We start from the raw sequence: 15,132 nt of genomic DNA, 5'->3' as shown, positions 1-15,132 counted from the left end.
CTGACGCCCCTTGCCAACTCACCCTGGCAACCGGAACGTGTGTCTGGCAGCGGGTCACACTCTTGGAAGGCGGTCATTTGAAATCAGTGAATTCAAGAGGTTTGAACCCACATGTTGCTGATGATTGATAACTACGACTCCTTTACCTACAACGTTGTGCAATACCTGGGCGAGCTGGGTGCCGAGGTCAAGGTGGTGCGCAACGATGAACTCACTGTTGCCGAAATCGCCGCGTTGAACCCCGAGCGCATCGTCGTCTCACCTGGCCCGTGCACGCCGACCGAGGCGGGCATCTCTCTGGAAGCTATCCAGTATTTCGCCGGCAAGCTGCCGATCCTGGGCGTCTGCCTGGGCCACCAGTCCATCGGCCAGGCGTTTGGCGGTGATGTGGTGCGCGCGCGGGAGGTCATGCACGGCAAGACCAGCCCGGTGTTCCATCGTGACCTGGGCGTGTTCCACGGCCTGAACCTGCCGGTGACCGTGACCCGTTACCACTCACTGGTGGTCAAGCGTGAAACCTTGCCCGAATGCCTGGAACTGACCGCCTGGACCCAATTGGAAGACGGCTCGGTCGACGAGATCATGGGCTTGCGTCACAAGACGCTGAACATCGAAGGGGTGCAATTTCACCCTGAATCAATCCTGACCGAGCAGGGCTACGAGCTGTTCGCCAACTTTCTCAAGCAGAGCGGCGGCACGCGCTAAGGACTTTTCATGGATATCAAGACTGCCCTGAGCCGTATCGTCGGCCATCTGGACCTTAGCACCGCGGAAATGAGCGATGTGATGCGCGAGATCATGACCGGCCAATGCACCGATGCCCAGATCGGCGCCTTTATGATGGCGATGCGCATGAAGAGCGAAAGCATCGACGAAATAGTCGGTGCGGTGTCGGTGATGCGTGAGCTGGCGGACAAGGTCGAGCTCAAGACTCTCGACGGCGTCGTCGATGTGGTGGGCACCGGCGGTGACGGTGCGAATATTTTCAACGTGTCGACCGCCTCATCTTTTGTGGTGGCCGCCGCTGGTTGCACCGTCGCCAAGCACGGTAACCGTGCAGTGTCTGGCAAGAGCGGCAGTGCCGACTTGCTGGAAGCGGCCGGTATTTACCTGAACCTCACGCCGGTGCAAGTAGCGCGCTGCATTGACAGCGTTGGTATCGGCTTCATGTTTGCCCAGTCCCATCATGGCGCAATGAAACACGCTGCCGGCCCGCGTAAGGACCTTGGCTTGCGTACCCTGTTCAACATGCTCGGCCCGCTTACGAATCCGGCCGGTGTGAAGCACCAGGTGGTAGGCGTGTTCAGCCAGGCGCTGTGCCGGCCGCTGGCCGAAGTCTTGCAACGCCTGGGCAGCAAGCATGTGCTGGTGGTGCATTCCAAGGATGGCCTCGACGAGTTCAGCCTGGCGGCGCCGACCTTCGTGGCGGAGCTGAAGAACGACGAGGTCACCGAATATTGGGTCGAGCCCGAAGACCTGGGTATGAAAAGCCAGAGCTTGCACGGCCTGGCGGTGGAAAGCCCGGCAGCTTCGTTGGAATTGATTCGTGATGCCCTGGGGCGTCGCAAGACCGAAAACGGTCAGAAAGCTGCGGAGATGATTGTGCTCAATGCTGGCGCAGCCCTTTACGCCGCTGACCATGCCTATAGTCTCAAGGAAGGTGTCGCCTTGGCCCACGATGCGCTGCACACCGGCCTGGCTCGTGAGAAGCTCGAAGAGCTGGGAGCATTCACCGCCGTATTCAAGATGGAGAATGAAGGATGAGTGTGCCAACTGTTCTGGAAAAGATCCTGGCCCGTAAGGCTGAAGAAGTGGCCGAGCGCCGTGCCCGGGTGAGCCTGGCCGAGTTGGAAGCGCAGGCGAAAAGCGCCGAGGCACCACGCGGCTTTGCCAATGCCTTGATCGCCCAGGCCAAGCTCAAGCAGCCGGCCGTGATCGCCGAGGTCAAGAAAGCCTCGCCGAGCAAAGGCGTGATTCGCGAACACTTCGTACCCGCTGAGATCGCCGTCAGTTACGAGAAGGGTGGGGCAACCTGCTTGTCTGTGCTGACGGATATTGACTACTTCCAGGGTTCCGACCCGTTCCTGCAACAGGCGCGCGCTGCGTGCAAGCTGCCGGTGATCCGCAAGGATTTCATGGTCGACCCGTACCAAATCGTCGAAGCTCGTGCCTTGGGTGCCGACTGCGTGTTGCTGATTGTCTCGGCATTGGATGACGTGAAGATGGCCGAGCTGGCGGCCGTGGCCAAGAGCGTCGGTCTGGACGTGCTGGTCGAAGTGCATGACGGCGACGAGCTGGAGCGCGCATTGAAGACCCTCGATACTCCGCTGGTAGGCGTCAACAACCGTAACCTGCATACCTTCGACGTCAGCCTGGAAACTACCCTCGACCTGCTGCCGCGTATTCCGCGCGATCGCTTGGTGATTACCGAGAGTGGCATCGTCAATCGCGCCGATGTGGAATTGATGGAAATCAGTGGTGTGTACTCGTTCCTGGTGGGCGAGACCTTTATGCGCGCCGAGAACCCGGGGGCGGAACTGCAGCGTTTGTTCTTCCCGGAGCGCGGTACGACGATCAGCGGTTCGACACTAGACTGATTTGAAATACGCTCGGAACTGTAGGAGCTGGCTTGTCTGGATAGCGGCGGGTCAGCCAACCTCTGTGTAGCTGACACACCGCTATCGCAGGCAAGCCAGCACCCACATTGGTTTTGTGTTTATTCAGGTAGGTAGGTGTTCGATGCTCCAGCCCGTGATCATGACTGTCGAAGCTGGCCTTGCCGCCGAGCAAGACCTATTGGCAGCCGTTTGCGCGGGTGAGCAGGCATTCGGATTGCTGTTCTGGCAGCCCAGTGACCAAGCACTGGTCATGCCGCGCCGTTTGAGCCGGCTGCCGGCATTCGCGGTGGCGAGCCAGGTTTCGGCCGATGCGGGTTGGCCGGTATTGCTGCGTGAAACCGGCGGTGAGCCGGTGCCGCAGTCCGGCGCCACGGTCAACATCGCCCTGGTCTATGCCCCACCGCGTAGCGAAGGCGACCAGGGGCGCATCGAAACCGGCTATCAGCGCTTGTGCCAACCGATCTGTGATCTGTTGATCGAGTTGGGTGGCGATGCGTCCGTCGGCGAAATTGACGGTGCTTTTTGCGACGGTCGTTACAACGTCAACCTCAATGGCCGCAAAATGGTGGGCACTGCCCAGCGTTGGCGACAAAGCGGTGGCCGCCCGGTCGGGTTGGTGCACGGGGCGATGTTGCTGGAGAATGATCGGGAGGAATTGATTGCGGCGGTCAACCGCTTCAATCAAGCCTGCGGCTTGGAGCAGCGGGTTCGCGCCGATAGCCATATCGCACTGCACGAAGCGTTTCCCGCGCCGGACGCGATCAGTCGGCTCGACACGTTGTACCGGCAGATGCTGACTGGCTTCCTGCCGGTTTAACGGGTACCAAATACCACCATTGTCTTGCCTTTGACATGCACCAGGTTGCGTTCTTCCAAATCCTTGAGCACGCGGCCGACCATTTCCCGCGAACACCCGACAATACGTCCGATCTCCTGGCGCGTGACTTTGATCTGCATGCCGTCGGGATGGGTCATGGCATCGGGTTGCTTGCATAGCTCCAGCAGGCAGCGAGCGACGCGGCCGGTGACATCAAAGAACGCCAGGTCGCCGACTTTGCGGGTGGTGTCACGCAGGCGCTGGGCGATCTGGCCGCTCAGGGCGTACAAGATGTCCGGATCATGCTGGGCCAATTCGCGAAATTTCGCATAGCTGATTTCGGCCACTTCGCACTCAACTTTGGCCCGTACCCAAGCACTACGTTCCTGCTCTTTGCCTGCTTGTTCAAACAAACCCAGCTCCCCGAAGAAGTCTCCGGCGTTGAGGTAGGCAATGATCATCTCACGGCCATCCTCATCCTCGATCAGAATGGTGACTGAGCCCTTGATGATGAAGAACAGGGTTTCTGAGCGCTCGCCGGCGCAGATGATGTTGTGCTTGGCCGGATGACGTCGGCGCTGGCAATGCAGCAACAGCTTGTCGAGGTTCTTGATCTTGGGTGTGGGAGTAAGAGCAACCATGGTTGTATCCCGAAAAGACTGCGCGGTGTCGTTGGCGTTGTTTTTATCCAGCGGCATCTCATTGATATACGCTGTACAAGTCATGGCAATGCGCCATTCATTTGGCGCCAGCTTACCAGACACCTTCTGTCGCGATTAGCCAATTTAGCGGGCAAACGCTGTCATTTATCGATTTTATGCAGGGCGCTGCTGTTTCAAGGCCCTGTGCTAAGCTGGCGACCCTTTTTTAGCAGTGGAGTCTGGGCGATGAAGGCACGCATCCAATGGGCGGGCGAAGCCATGTTCCTCGGTGAGTCGGGCAGCGGCCATGTGGTGGTCATGGATGGCCCGCCGGAAGCCGGCGGTCGGAACCTGGGTGTACGCCCCATGGAAATGTTGCTGCTGGGGGTGGGCGGTTGCAGCAATTTCGACGTGGTCAGCATCTTGAAGAAGTCCCGGCAAGCCGTGGAAAGCTGCGAAGCCTTCCTGGAGGCCGAGCGCGCCACTGAAGGCCCCAAGGTTTTCACCAAGATTCATATGCATTTCGTGGTCAAGGGCCGGGCGCTGAAAGAAGCCCAGGTCAAGCGTGCCATCGAGCTGTCGGCCGAGAAGTACTGCTCAGCATCGATCATGCTGGGGGCCGCGGGCGTGGTCATTACCCACGACTACGAAATCATCGAGCTGGGTTGATTGCAGCAGGCAAAAGAAAGGGCGCTTCGAGCGCCCTTTTTTCGGTTCAGATTCGATAGGTGCTTTTGGTCATGACCTTGGCCAACAGGCTCATGCCGAACCGTACCGGGGCTGGAAAGCGGAAGCCGCCCGCGTCCAGCGCGCTCTCTGCGTGGTGTTCTTCATCGATGCGCATCTGCTCAAGAATGGCCCGTGACTTTTCGTCTTCGGCCGGCAGTTGCTCCAGGTGTTCGTCCAGGTGCTTGCACACCTGATGTTCTGTCGCGGCCACAAACCCCAGGCTGACTTTGTCGCTGATCAGCCCGGCAGCCGCGCCGATACCAAACGACAAGCCATAAAACAGTGGGTTGAGCACGCTGGGATGGCTGCCCAACTGGCGGATGCGTTGTTCGCACCAGGCCAGATGGTCGATCTCTTCCTCGGCCGCATGCTCCATCGCCGTGCGTACCTGTGGCAACTTGGCGGTCAGCGCCTGGCCTTGGTACAACGCCTGGGCACAGACTTCGCCGGTATGGTTGATGCGCATCAGGCCAGCGACGTGACGGGTATCGGTGTCGCTCAGCTGTACATCCGGCTGCACGATGGCGGGCGAGGGACGGTAGGGCTGGCCGCTGAACGGCAGCAGGGTGCGCATGGCCATGTCGGCTTGCAGCAACAGACGGTCAATCGGCGAGTAGTGACGTTGGGTAGTCATGCTGACCTCCGGGAAGAATCTCGGCGGCCAGTTTACCGCAAGAGAGCGTCCAGCGTTTGTGCTGAGTCAATTTGCCCTTGTGCACTCAGCCCGGTGGCCAGTTCATCTGGCGCTGACCCAGCACGTGCATATGGATGTGGTAAACGGTTTGCCCGCCGTCTTCATTGCAATTCATCACCACACGAAAGCCTTTTTCGCAGCCTTGTTCCACGGCCAGGCGTTGGGCGGTGAACAGGATATGGCCGGCCAGCGCCTTATCGTCCTCGGTCAGGTCGTTGAGGGTACGAATGGGTTTTTTCGGGATAACCAGGAAATGCACTGGTGCCTGCGGGGCGATATCGTGAAAAGCCAGGACTTGGTCATCTTCATAGATGATCTTCGCCGGTATTTCCCTGTTGATGATCTTGGTGAACAGAGTATCCACAGCTGTATCTCCATCGTGAAAAGTGAGGTGAGTGTACGTAGGCCATCAGCGTGGGCAATAGGCCTTGTTGATGGCGCCGGCAATTTTGCGAGTGAGCCAGCGTGGGCTCAGGCGTGGGCTGAACGTCAGCCATCGATTGCGGCGCCCGGGAATGATAATGGCCTTGTTCTTTTCCAGCGCCCGCACGGTGTAGAGCGCGACTTCTTCCGGGCTCATCAGCTGCTGGCTGCGGTCGAGTTTCGCCGTATCCATCTGCGCGGTGCCGAAGAATGCGGTGCGCGTGGGGCCGGGGCACAGCACTGAAACCTTGATGCCGCAGGTCTTCAATTCTTCACGCAGCCCTTCGGAGAAGTGCAATACGTAGGCTTTGCTGGCGTAGTAGCTGCTCATCCACGGCCCAGGCTGGAAGGCGGCGACCGAAGCCACATTGAGGATTTGCCCGCCGCCATGCAGGGCCATGGCATTGCCCAGTGCGTGGCACATGCGGGTCAAGGCCAGGATGTTGACCTCGATGAGGTCCTGCTCGGTCATCCAGTCCTGGGCCAGGAACGGCCCGCTGGTGCCGATGCCGGCGCAGTTGACCAGCAGGTCGATCTGTCGCTCACCCTCTTCGAGATCCAGCAAAAAGCCGGACAAACGCAGCGGCTCGCCCAAATCACAGGCACGAAACAGCACCTCGACGCCGAAGCGTTGGGTCAACTCCAATGCAATGCTTTCCAACTGATCACGCTGGCGGGCCACCAGAATCAAGCTACGGCCGCGCCGTGCCAAGGCCTCGGCCAATGCCAGGCCGATGCCACTGGAGGCGCCGGTGATCAGAGCGTAACGGGTCATGCCTTTCTCCATCGCAACGCCACCGGCCTATGACAGTGCGTCACAGGCGGCGGGCGTTTCTTCACTGTTCTGGAGAGTCTACAGGTTCGGCTGCATCGTCAGCACTTTGCGCTTCGGCTTCGTCAACGATAGCGCTTTGATCGGCGTCTGCGTCGGAGGTAATGGAGCTGCTTTCGTAGCTGCTGTCCATGTTGGCTTCAAGCTGGTCCAGGTAGCCATTCATGCCCAGGGTGACGACGATGATGAGCATCAAGGGAATGAACGCCAGCCACAGCGAGGCCAGGATTTTCACCGCAGTGGAGTTGCGTGGTGGTGGCGCGCCGTACTGGTTGGCGCCCGTATTGCCTGGCAATACCAGCAACAACAGTGGGAATACGCTGTTTACCAGCGGAACCAGGTTGAGCAGGTACAGCCAGCCAGACCAGCCCAGGTCATGCAGGCGCTGCACGCCGATTTGCACGCTCACCACTACCAATGCCACAAACAGCGCGAAACCCAGCAGCGAGCCAATAATGATGGCGATGGTTGGCGAGGCTGTCGCCACCGCGAAGCCCACCGTACTGATGATGCCCGCTGCCACCAGCATCGCGACGGTCAGTGCCAGCGTCCAAGCCAGGTAGCGCAGGCGCCCGATGCGCCCGTGGATGGTGAACACCTTTAGGGTGGCGAACTCCGGCAGGTCGTCGCCAACTGCGGCGCGTGGCGGTGCATAAGGCGACGCAGCGGCGCGGTCAGAGGTTGACGAGTCCGTCTCGTGGGTTTCTGCAAGGTTGAACGCCACGGGTTGTTCGGCCTCGATGCGAGCGTCGATCCCGGCATTGTGCAGTGCCGTGAGGTAAGTTTGCGCGTCGGGCTGGGACAAGTCGCGCTTGAGCGCGACGGGGCGGCCGGTGAAGAGTTTTTCGATTGCTTCAACATCGCTTTTGAATAGTTCGGCGAGGTTCAGCTTGGCGGTGGTGCTTTCGACACCTGGGCGCAAGGCTCCGTCAAACACAATCTTGAAACGGCTGTCGCTCATGCGGGCATCCTTGTCACTTAATCAGGAAGAGTATGCAGGCCTGTCCAGTTGGCAGGCCCTGCAGTGGGTCAGCGTGGCCAGCGCAGTTGCGCGGCGTGCTCGCGTGCTTTGCGGTATTCGGCATCCAGGCGCGTTATGAGCTTATCCACAGTGGGTACATCATTGATCTCACCGACGCCTTGTCCAGCAGACCATACAGTTTTCCACGCTTTGGCCTCATCGCTCAATGGCTTGAGCTTGGAACCGAAATTGACTTCACCCTTGCCTTGAAGCGCAGCAAGGTCAAAACCGGCATTTTCCAGGCTCTGGCGCATAAAGCTTGCAGGTACGCCGGAGACTGCAGGAGTGTGCACGATGTCGGCAGCGCGGGATGTGAGCAGCATCTCCTTATAGGCATCCGGTGCCTGACTTTCGGTGGTGCCGATAAAGCGCGTACCGAAATATGCCAGGTCTGCCCCCAGCATCTGGGCGGCAAGAATTTCGTGCCCATGGTTAAGGCAGCCCGCCAGCAGCAGGGTTTTGTCGAAGAACTGGCGAATTTCGGCAATCAGCGAAAAGGGGCTCCAGGTGCCAGCGTGGCCACCCGCGCCAGCGGCTACGGCAATCAGGCCGTCTACGCCGGCTTCAGCGGCTTTTTCCGCATGGCGTCGGGTAGTAACGTCATGAAATACCAGGCCGCCGTAGCTATGAACCGCGTCCACCAGTTCCTTTACCGCACCGAGGCTGGTGATGACGATGGGCACCTTGTGCTCGACGCAGATCGCCAGGTCAGCCTCCAGCCGCGGGTTGCTGTTGTGCACGATCAGGTTCACGGCATAGGGCGCAGGATTGTCCAGCAGCGCCAAGCCCGCTTCGATTTCTTCCAGCCAGGCCTTGAAGCCGCTGCTTTCGCGTTGGTTGAGCGCCGGGAAACTTCCCACTACCCCGTTGCGACAGCAGGCCAGGACCAGTTGCGGATTTGAGATCAGAAACATCGGCGCGGCCACCACGGGCAGGCGCAGACGTTGTTCCAGCAGAGCGGGCAGCGACATTGGAGGTTCCCCGAGTAATTGACGTTAGAACGGTTTGACCACGACCAAAATTACGATAGCCAGCAATATCAGAACCGGGACCTCATTGAACCAGCGATAAAAGACATGGCTGCGGGTGTTTTCGCCACGGGCGAAGCGCTTTACCTGTGCGCCGCACATGTGGTGATAGCCAATCAGCAGGACGACCAGGGTCAGCTTGGCGTGGATCCAGGCCCCCGACTGGAAAATGCCGGGGTTGAGGGCCAGCATCCAGATGCCGAAGACCAGTGTGGCAACCATCGCCGGGCCCATGATGCCACGGTACAACTTGCGCTCCATGATGCTGAAGCGCTCCTTGCTGACGGTGTCTTCGCTTTGGGCGTGGTAGACGAACAGGCGCGGCAGGTAGAACAGCCCGGCAAACCAGCAAACGATGCTGACGATATGGAAGGCTTTGACCCATAGATAGAGCATTTTAGTTATTCCCAGGTTCACGGTAGCGAAGATAGTAGTGGCTCATGCGCCCGTACGTCACGTTGACGGTTGTCGCAGGACGATACGGCCCCTATTATCGACGGCTTTCCAGTGGGTTCGTTGAGGGCAGGTTTATGGTCAAGGTCGGTATCGTCGGCGGCACGGGTTACACCGGTGTCGAATTGCTGCGTCTGTTGGCTCAGCATCCGCAGGTTGAGGTGGTGGTCATCACTTCCCGATCCGAAGCCGGGCTGGCCGTGGCCGATATGTACCCGAACCTGCGAGGCCACTATGACGGTCTGGCGTTCAGTGTGCCGGACACCAAGACCCTGGGTGCCTGCGACGTGGTGTTCTTCGCCACGCCTCACGGTGTCGCCCATGCTCTGGCCGGTGAGCTGCTGGCGGCCGGTACCAAGGTTATCGACTTGTCGGCAGACTTCCGCCTGCAAGACGCCGATGAGTGGGCCAAGTGGTACGGCCAGCCCCATGGTGCGCCGCAGCTGTTGGAAGAGGCGGTTTACGGCCTGCCGGAAGTCAATCGCGAGCAGATCAAGCAAGCGCGCCTGATTGCCGTGCCGGGTTGCTATCCGACGGCGACGCAATTGGGCTTTCTGCCATTGCTGGAGGCTGGCTTGGCGGATGCGTCGCGCCTGATCGCGGACTGCAAGTCGGGCGTCAGTGGTGCGGGCCGTGGTGCGGCGGTAGGTTCGCTTTACTCCGAAACGTCGGAAAGCATGAAAGCCTATGCGGTAAAAGGTCATAGGCACTTGCCGGAAATCCGCCAGGGTTTGCGTCGCGCTGCCGGCCAGGATGTGGGGCTGACCTTCGTGCCGCACCTGACACCGATGATCCGCGGGATTCACTCCACGCTGTATGCGACCGTCACCGATCGCTCGGTAGACCTGCAGTCGCTGTTTGAAAAGCGTTATGCCAATGAGCCGTTCGTCGATGTGATGCCGGCCGGTAGCCATCCGGAAACGCGCAGCGTGCGTGGTGCCAATGTGTGCCGTATTGCGGTGCATCGTCCGCAGGATGGCGACCTGGTGGTGGTGTTGTCGGTGATCGACAACCTGGTCAAGGGCGCTTCGGGCCAGGCGGTGCAGAACATGAACATCCTGTTCGGCCTGGACGAGAAGTTGGGCCTGTCCCACGCGGGGATGTTGCCTTAACGCGGGCTCACCGTTGCGCAAAAGGCCCGTTGATCGGGCCTTTTGCATTTTTAATGGTCGCTGGGCGGATTGATATACCGTAACAATAGTTGACCGCTTTTCTAGGAGAAGCGGATAATACCGGCCATTACGCATATGGCGGCGCTACGCCGGGAGATTATCAGCATGAGCGTTGAATCCTTCACCCCCACGGCTTTGCAATTCACCCACGGTGCTGCGCACAAGGTGAAGAGCCTGGTCGATGAAGAGGGTAATGATCGCTTGAAGCTGCGCGTATTCGTTACGGGCGGCGGTTGTTCAGGGTTTCAGTACGGTTTTACCTTCGATGAAGATGTGGCCGATGACGACACTATCGTTGAGCGCGAGGGTGTGAGCCTGGTCGTGGATCCGATGAGCTTCCAATACCTGGCAGGTGCCGAGGTGGATTATCAGGAAGGTCTGGAAGGCTCGCGTTTCGTGATCAAGAACCCTAATGCCACCACGACATGTGGTTGCGGGTCTTCGTTCTCGATCTGATCGGTAGCAGATACAAAAACGCCGCTTGGCTTTTACGGGCCAAGCGGCGTTTTGCTGTCTGGGGTCAGGCGGGGTAGATCGCGCCAAGCACTCGAAGCCCACGTGCGCCAGTGACGCTGGGGCGATTGGCGGCGATGCCTTCCAGGCAGCAATGTGCCAGCCAGGCGAAGGCCATTGCTTCTACCCAGTCAGGATCTACGCCGTAGGCCGCTGTAGTGCTGACATGAGTGGAAGGCAGCAACGTTGTCAGCCGGCTCATCAGTGCCCCGTTATGGGCGCCGCCCCCGCAGATCAGCAAGGTTGTTGTGTCAATCTGGGCGCTTTGCAGGGACTCGACGATGGTCAGGGCGGTCAGCTCCAGCAGGGTGGCCTGTACGTCTTGGGGTTCAAAGGCGGGCAAACGGCCAAGGTGCTGCTGCAGCCAGGCCAGGTTGAACACTTCGCGGCCCGTACTTTTTGGGCCTTTGGTCATGAAGAACGGATCGCTGAGCAACGTATTGAGCAGTTGGGGTTGGACCTTGCCGCTGGCCGCCCATTGCCCGTCCCGATCAAAGTGTTCGCCGCGCTGCAGGTTAATCCAGGCATCGAGGAGGACGTTCCCCGGGCCGCAGTCGAAACCGGCGACAGGCTCGCCCGTCTCGATCAGGCTGAGGTTGCTGAACCCGCCGACATTCAATACCGCGCGATTGCCCGTCTGCTCGCCGAACAAGGCTTCATGAAAGGCTGGAACCAATGGAGCGCCTTGGCCGCCGGCAGCGACATCGCGGCTGCGGAAGTCGCTGACGACCGTGATGTCTGTCAGCTCGGTGAGAAGGGCGGGGTTGCCGATCTGAACGGTAAAGCCTCGGGCGGGTTCATGGCGAATCGTCTGGCCATGGCTGCCAATCGCCCGAATGTCCTGAGGCTTGAGGTTCTGTTGAGCCATCAAGGCGTGGATGCCTTGTGCAGCGAGCGTTACCCATTGTTGCTGGGCGATTGCCGAGCGGGCGATTTCATCCGGGCCGCTGGCGCATAGGCTCAGCAGTTCTGTGCGCAAGGCGTCAGGCATCGGGATGTAATGAGTGGCGATCAGATTGACCGCCGCGCCTTGTTCGATAAGGGCGATATCCAGGCCGTCGAGGCTGGTCCCGGACATCACACCGATATAGAGCGGCATACCTTAACGCTTCGCCGAAGCCAGCATGGTGGAGCGCTCTTGATCCATGCGTGCCATCAGCGGCTGGCTCTGCTGCATGAAGCGCGCGCGTTCGGCCTTGGCAATCGGGTCAGCCATCGGCAGCTTCTGGCCCAATGGGTCGACGTGTACGCCGTTGACCTGGAACTCGTAGTGCAAGTGCGGGCCGGTGGAGAGGCCGGTAGTGCCGATGTAGCCGATCACTTGCCCCTGTTTCACGTTGCCGCCAGTCTTGACGCCCTTGGCAAAGCCTTGCATGTGGCCGTACAGCGTGCGGTAAGTGTTGCCGTGCTGGATGATCACCGTATTGCCGTAGCCACCCCGGCGCCCTGCCAACAAGACCTTGCCGTCGCCCGCCGCTTTGATTGGCGTGCCACGCGGCGCGGCATAGTCGACGCCCTTGTGTGCGCGAATTTTGTTCAGAATTGGATGCTTGCGGCCCATGGAGAAACGCGAGCTAATACGAGCAAAGTCAACGGGGGTACGAATGAAAGCCTTGCGCATGCTGTTGCCATCAGCTGTGTAGTAGCTGCTGTTGCCTTGTTTGTTGGTGTAGCGCACGGCGGTGTAGGTTTTGCCGCGGTTGGTGAAGCGTGCAGACAGGATGTTACCAGTGCCCACGACTTTTCCGTTGGCTACTTTCTGCTCGTAGATCACGTCGAACTCATCGCCTTGACGGATGTCCTGGGCGAAGTCGATGTCGTAGCCAAAAACGCTGGCCATGTCCATGGTCATGCTGTGCGACAGGCCCGCACGCGCGGCCGATTGCGACAGGGAGCTGTTGATCACGCCATGTACGTAGGCGGAACGCATGACGGGTTTGGTGGTGATTCGGTTGAATGCGAAGCCTTTGGCGCCTTTGCTCAGGCTGATGCTTTCCAGGTCGCTGATACTGGTGTGCAGGTTGTTCAGCTGGCCGTCTGGCGTCAGCTCAAACTCGAGCTTTTGGCCACGTTTGAGCTGAGTGAATTGCTTGGCTTGCTTATCGCTGGCGAGCACTTCATTTACAGCAGCGGCAGGCAATCCAACCTTTTCGAACAGGGTAGATAGTGTGTCGCCTTTGCCCACGATGACTTCGCGGTGCTGGGGATTCTTGGCTGCGGCTGCCGCAGGTGCTTCCTGGGTGGCTTGTTGAGTGTCTTCTGGAGTGCTTTCGATCTGTGCGAAAGGTGATTCGGCCGGAGCATTTGTGGCTTGTTGAGCGTCGGAAGCGTCTTGATCTTGTGTCAGTTGTTCAACTGGGCTTTCCAGATCGAGGCTCAGGGATGTTCGTTTGGCTTCAACGTCACTGGAAGGGAATACCAGCAGTGCCAGGCTGAGAAGGGCGGCGATACCACTTGCGGCGAGCAGGTGGGTCTTCGGGTAAAGCGGCGGCGCTTTAGACGGTTCAGTGGTCATAAGTAATTTTGACTTTGAAGATGAAATGGAAAAGATGAATGACATGATGAAGATGAAATAACTGTATAAAATATAACCAAATCATCTGTGGCGCAAGCTCGCGAACGCTGGGCTTGCTGAACGGTGTCCGTGCGCAGGGCAAAACTTGTAATTAGTCCCTGATCTTGTATGGTTGGTTCCCTTTTGAATCTGAGCCTTGCGGGTCTGTTATGAAGTCGGTTGAAGAGCAGCTAGCGCTGATAAAACGTGGTGCGGAAGAACTGTTGGTCGAGGCCGAGCTGATCGAAAAGCTCAAGCGTGGCCAACCCCTGCGTATCAAGGCTGGCTTTGATCCGACTGCGCCGGATCTGCACCTGGGTCATACCGTGCTTATTAATAAGCTGCGTCAGTTTCAGGAGTTGGGCCATCAGGTCATCTTCCTTATAGGTGACTTCACTGGGATGATCGGTGATCCAAGCGGCAAGAGCGCTACGCGCCCGCCGCTGACTCGTGAGCAGGTGCTCGATAATGCCGAGACCTACAAGACCCAGGTATTCAAGATCCTTGATCCAGCCAAGACTGAGGTTGCGTTCAACTCCACTTGGATGGACAAAATGGGGCCGGCAGATTTCATTCGTCTGACGTCCCAGTACACCGTGGCACGCATGCTCGAGCGCGATGACTTCGACAAGCGCTACTCGACCAATCAGCCAATCGCCATCCATGAGTTCCTTTACCCGCTGGTTCAAGGGTACGACTCGGTGGCGCTGCGCGCGGACGTTGAGTTGGGTGGCACCGATCAGAAGTTCAACCTGCTGATGGGGCGTGAATTGCAACGCGCCTATGGTCAGGAGGCTCAGTGCATTCTGACCATGCCGCTGTTGGAAGGCTTGGATGGCGTCAAGAAGATGTCCAAGTCTCTGGGGAACTATGTCGGTATCCAGGAAGCACCAGGTGTGATGTACGGCAAGTTGGTGTCTATTCCGGATGCGCTGATGTGGCGCTACTTCGAGCTGTTGAGCTTCCGCTCGATGGACGAGATCAATGCGCTGCGTGCGGATGTCGAGGCGGGCGCTAATCCTCGCGATGTGAAGATTAAGCTGGCTGAAGAAATCGTTGCGCGTTTCCATGGTGAGGAGGCTGCGGCCAGCGCTCACCGCGCGGCAGGTAATCGCATGAAAGACGGCGAGCTGCCTGACGATCTGCCGGAAATTGAATTGACTGCTGCTGAGGCGATGCCGATTGCGGCTGTGCTTAATAAAGCTGGCTTAGTGAAGAATTCGGCGGTCGCGCGTGATCTCTTGGGTTCGGGCGGTGTACGTATAGATGGTGAGGTGGTTGATCGCACCTTTATATATGAGCTGGGCGCGACTCACGTTTGCCAGGCGGGGAAGAAGGCATTTGCGCGTATTACGCTCAAATCCGAACAAGTCTGAAAATAGGTGTTGACGGCGAATTATAACTGTCTATAATTCGCCCCACTTCCGGCGCAGTCGAAACGGAAAACTCTTTGGTAAACAATGAGTTATGAAGTTTTCGGCAGCAAATTGCTTCAGTTCATCGAAGCCAGAAGGAAGTTGAAAAAGAGGTGTTGACAGCAGCGTGTAACGCTGTAGAATTCGCCTCCCGCTTACGAGAGATCGCAAGCGCAAGTGGTTGAAGTTGTTGAAGAAATCTTCGAAAACTTCTGAAAATAA

18 protein-coding genes are annotated in these 15,132 nt (G+C 58.6%); 8 read left to right on the top strand and 10 right to left on the bottom strand.

Going from position 1 to position 15,132, the window contains the following annotated elements; genetic code table 11:
* Positions 1-111: 111 nt before the first annotated feature.
* The 4 genes from JFT58_RS00085 to JFT58_RS00070 all read left to right on the top strand — a co-directional run bounded on the left by JFT58_RS00085 (position 112) and on the right by JFT58_RS00070 (position 3,435).
* A complete protein-coding gene (locus tag JFT58_RS00085) occupies positions 112-705 on the top strand; it encodes an aminodeoxychorismate/anthranilate synthase component II (RefSeq protein WP_032895052.1) in 594 nt (197 codons plus the stop codon).
* A 9-nt stretch (positions 706-714) separates the two neighbouring features.
* On the top strand, positions 715-1,764 hold the full coding sequence (trpD, locus tag JFT58_RS00080; protein ID WP_003194694.1) for an anthranilate phosphoribosyltransferase: 1,050 nt from the start codon (positions 715-717) through the stop codon (positions 1,762-1,764).
* Positions 1,761-2,597 (top strand): indole-3-glycerol phosphate synthase TrpC, encoded by an 837-nt coding sequence (gene trpC, locus JFT58_RS00075; RefSeq protein WP_034128811.1) that lies wholly within the window; start codon positions 1,761-1,763, stop codon positions 2,595-2,597. The genes trpD and trpC overlap by 4 nt, the downstream gene beginning before the upstream one ends.
* Positions 2,598-2,739: 142 nt before the next feature.
* Positions 2,740-3,435 (top strand): lipoate--protein ligase family protein, encoded by a 696-nt coding sequence (locus JFT58_RS00070; RefSeq protein ID WP_054896806.1) that lies wholly within the window; start codon positions 2,740-2,742, stop codon positions 3,433-3,435.
* On the opposite strand, the gene crp is transcribed toward JFT58_RS00070, so the two are convergent.
* The gene (crp, locus tag JFT58_RS00065) at positions 3,432-4,076 is read right to left on the bottom strand and encodes a cAMP-activated global transcriptional regulator CRP (protein WP_054896815.1); all 645 of its coding nucleotides are present in this window, start codon (positions 4,074-4,076) and stop codon (positions 3,432-3,434) included. The two genes, JFT58_RS00070 and crp, sit on opposite strands and share 4 nt — an antisense overlap.
* A gap of 246 nt (positions 4,077-4,322) precedes the next feature.
* Between crp and JFT58_RS00060 the strand changes: the two genes are divergently transcribed.
* Entirely contained in the window at positions 4,323-4,745 is a 423-nt protein-coding gene (locus JFT58_RS00060) for an OsmC family protein (protein ID WP_198834272.1), read from the top strand.
* A gap of 46 nt (positions 4,746-4,791) precedes the next feature.
* Here the strand turns inward: JFT58_RS00060 and coq7 are convergent, their stop codons facing one another.
* The 6 genes from coq7 to hemJ form a co-directional block, all read right to left on the bottom strand.
* A complete protein-coding gene (coq7, locus tag JFT58_RS00055; RefSeq protein ID WP_034128808.1) occupies positions 4,792-5,439 on the bottom strand; it encodes a 2-polyprenyl-3-methyl-6-methoxy-1,4-benzoquinone monooxygenase in 648 nt (215 codons plus the stop codon).
* Positions 5,440-5,524: 85 nt separating this feature from the next.
* Positions 5,525-5,863 carry a histidine triad nucleotide-binding protein gene (locus JFT58_RS00050; RefSeq protein WP_003194682.1) on the bottom strand — a complete coding sequence of 113 codons (339 nt, stop codon included), beginning with the start codon at positions 5,861-5,863 and terminating at the stop codon, positions 5,525-5,527.
* A gap of 45 nt (positions 5,864-5,908) precedes the next feature.
* Positions 5,909-6,697 (bottom strand): SDR family NAD(P)-dependent oxidoreductase, encoded by a 789-nt coding sequence (locus tag JFT58_RS00045; protein WP_198834271.1) that lies wholly within the window; start codon positions 6,695-6,697, stop codon positions 5,909-5,911.
* A gap of 61 nt (positions 6,698-6,758) precedes the next feature.
* Positions 6,759-7,715 carry a DUF805 domain-containing protein gene (locus JFT58_RS00040; protein WP_054896807.1) on the bottom strand — a complete coding sequence of 319 codons (957 nt, stop codon included), beginning with the start codon at positions 7,713-7,715 and terminating at the stop codon, positions 6,759-6,761.
* A gap of 68 nt (positions 7,716-7,783) precedes the next feature.
* Positions 7,784-8,746 carry an NAD(P)H-dependent flavin oxidoreductase gene (locus tag JFT58_RS00035; protein ID WP_054896808.1) on the bottom strand — a complete coding sequence of 321 codons (963 nt, stop codon included), beginning with the start codon at positions 8,744-8,746 and terminating at the stop codon, positions 7,784-7,786.
* A gap of 24 nt (positions 8,747-8,770) precedes the next feature.
* Positions 8,771-9,199: a protoporphyrinogen oxidase HemJ gene (gene hemJ / locus JFT58_RS00030; protein WP_003194674.1), complete on the bottom strand. Its 429-nt coding sequence runs from the start codon at positions 9,197-9,199 to the stop codon at positions 8,771-8,773.
* A 134-nt stretch (positions 9,200-9,333) separates the two neighbouring features.
* Between hemJ and argC the strand changes: the two genes are divergently transcribed.
* Positions 9,334-10,368, top strand: coding sequence for an N-acetyl-gamma-glutamyl-phosphate reductase (argC, locus tag JFT58_RS00025; RefSeq protein WP_054896809.1), 1,035 nt, complete (start codon positions 9,334-9,336; stop codon positions 10,366-10,368).
* Between the two features lie 165 nt (positions 10,369-10,533).
* Complete coding sequence (gene erpA / locus JFT58_RS00020; protein ID WP_003176443.1) at positions 10,534-10,884, top strand: iron-sulfur cluster insertion protein ErpA; 351 nt, start codon at positions 10,534-10,536, stop codon at positions 10,882-10,884.
* A gap of 64 nt (positions 10,885-10,948) precedes the next feature.
* On the opposite strand, the gene JFT58_RS00015 is transcribed toward erpA, so the two are convergent.
* A complete protein-coding gene (locus tag JFT58_RS00015) occupies positions 10,949-12,040 on the bottom strand; it encodes an anhydro-N-acetylmuramic acid kinase (protein WP_054896810.1) in 1,092 nt (363 codons plus the stop codon).
* A gap of 3 nt (positions 12,041-12,043) precedes the next feature.
* On the bottom strand, positions 12,044-13,456 hold the full coding sequence (locus JFT58_RS00010) for a peptidoglycan DD-metalloendopeptidase family protein (RefSeq protein ID WP_054896811.1): 1,413 nt from the start codon (positions 13,454-13,456) through the stop codon (positions 12,044-12,046).
* 209 nt (positions 13,457-13,665) lie between these two features.
* Between JFT58_RS00010 and tyrS the strand changes: the two genes are divergently transcribed.
* Positions 13,666-14,871 (top strand): tyrosine--tRNA ligase, encoded by a 1,206-nt coding sequence (gene tyrS / locus JFT58_RS00005; RefSeq protein ID WP_054896812.1) that lies wholly within the window; start codon positions 13,666-13,668, stop codon positions 14,869-14,871.
* Positions 14,872-14,901: 30 nt separating this feature from the next.
* Here the strand turns inward: tyrS and JFT58_RS30115 are convergent.
* Positions 14,902-15,132, bottom strand: a 231-nt coding sequence (locus tag JFT58_RS30115) for a hypothetical protein (protein WP_219858565.1), incomplete at its 5' end; no start/stop codon positions are given.

The sequence above is a fragment of the Pseudomonas sp. MF6767 genome (assembly GCF_016405475.1).
In the GTDB taxonomy this organism is placed as follows: domain Bacteria; phylum Pseudomonadota; class Gammaproteobacteria; order Pseudomonadales; family Pseudomonadaceae; genus Aquipseudomonas; species Aquipseudomonas paracarnis.
Note: the sequence above shows the minus strand (reverse complement) of the source record. Positions and strands in the feature narration are given on the sequence as shown.

Coding starts and splice junctions, on each gene's coding strand:
- JFT58_RS00085 (WP_032895052.1), top strand. CDS start 112: ATGTTGCTGATGATTGATAACTACGACTCCTTTACCTACAACGTTGTG.
- trpD (WP_003194694.1), top strand. CDS start 715: ATGGATATCAAGACTGCCCTGAGCCGTATCGTCGGCCATCTGGACCTT.
- trpC (WP_034128811.1), top strand. CDS start 1,761: ATGAGTGTGCCAACTGTTCTGGAAAAGATCCTGGCCCGTAAGGCTGAA.
- JFT58_RS00070 (WP_054896806.1), top strand. CDS start 2,740: ATGCTCCAGCCCGTGATCATGACTGTCGAAGCTGGCCTTGCCGCCGAG.
- crp (WP_054896815.1), bottom strand. CDS start 4,076: ATGGTTGCTCTTACTCCCACACCCAAGATCAAGAACCTCGACAAGCTG.
- JFT58_RS00060 (WP_198834272.1), top strand. CDS start 4,323: ATGAAGGCACGCATCCAATGGGCGGGCGAAGCCATGTTCCTCGGTGAG.
- coq7 (WP_034128808.1), bottom strand. CDS start 5,439: ATGACTACCCAACGTCACTACTCGCCGATTGACCGTCTGTTGCTGCAA.
- JFT58_RS00045 (WP_198834271.1), bottom strand. CDS start 6,697: ATGACCCGTTACGCTCTGATCACCGGCGCCTCCAGTGGCATCGGCCTG.
- JFT58_RS00040 (WP_054896807.1), bottom strand. CDS start 7,715: ATGAGCGACAGCCGTTTCAAGATTGTGTTTGACGGAGCCTTGCGCCCA.
- JFT58_RS00035 (WP_054896808.1), bottom strand. CDS start 8,746: ATGTCGCTGCCCGCTCTGCTGGAACAACGTCTGCGCCTGCCCGTGGTG.
- hemJ (WP_003194674.1), bottom strand. CDS start 9,199: ATGCTCTATCTATGGGTCAAAGCCTTCCATATCGTCAGCATCGTTTGC.
- argC (WP_054896809.1), top strand. CDS start 9,334: ATGGTCAAGGTCGGTATCGTCGGCGGCACGGGTTACACCGGTGTCGAA.
- erpA (WP_003176443.1), top strand. CDS start 10,534: ATGAGCGTTGAATCCTTCACCCCCACGGCTTTGCAATTCACCCACGGT.
- JFT58_RS00015 (WP_054896810.1), bottom strand. CDS start 12,040: ATGCCGCTCTATATCGGTGTGATGTCCGGGACCAGCCTCGACGGCCTG.
- JFT58_RS00010 (WP_054896811.1), bottom strand. CDS start 13,456: ATGACCACTGAACCGTCTAAAGCGCCGCCGCTTTACCCGAAGACCCAC.
- tyrS (WP_054896812.1), top strand. CDS start 13,666: ATGAAGTCGGTTGAAGAGCAGCTAGCGCTGATAAAACGTGGTGCGGAA.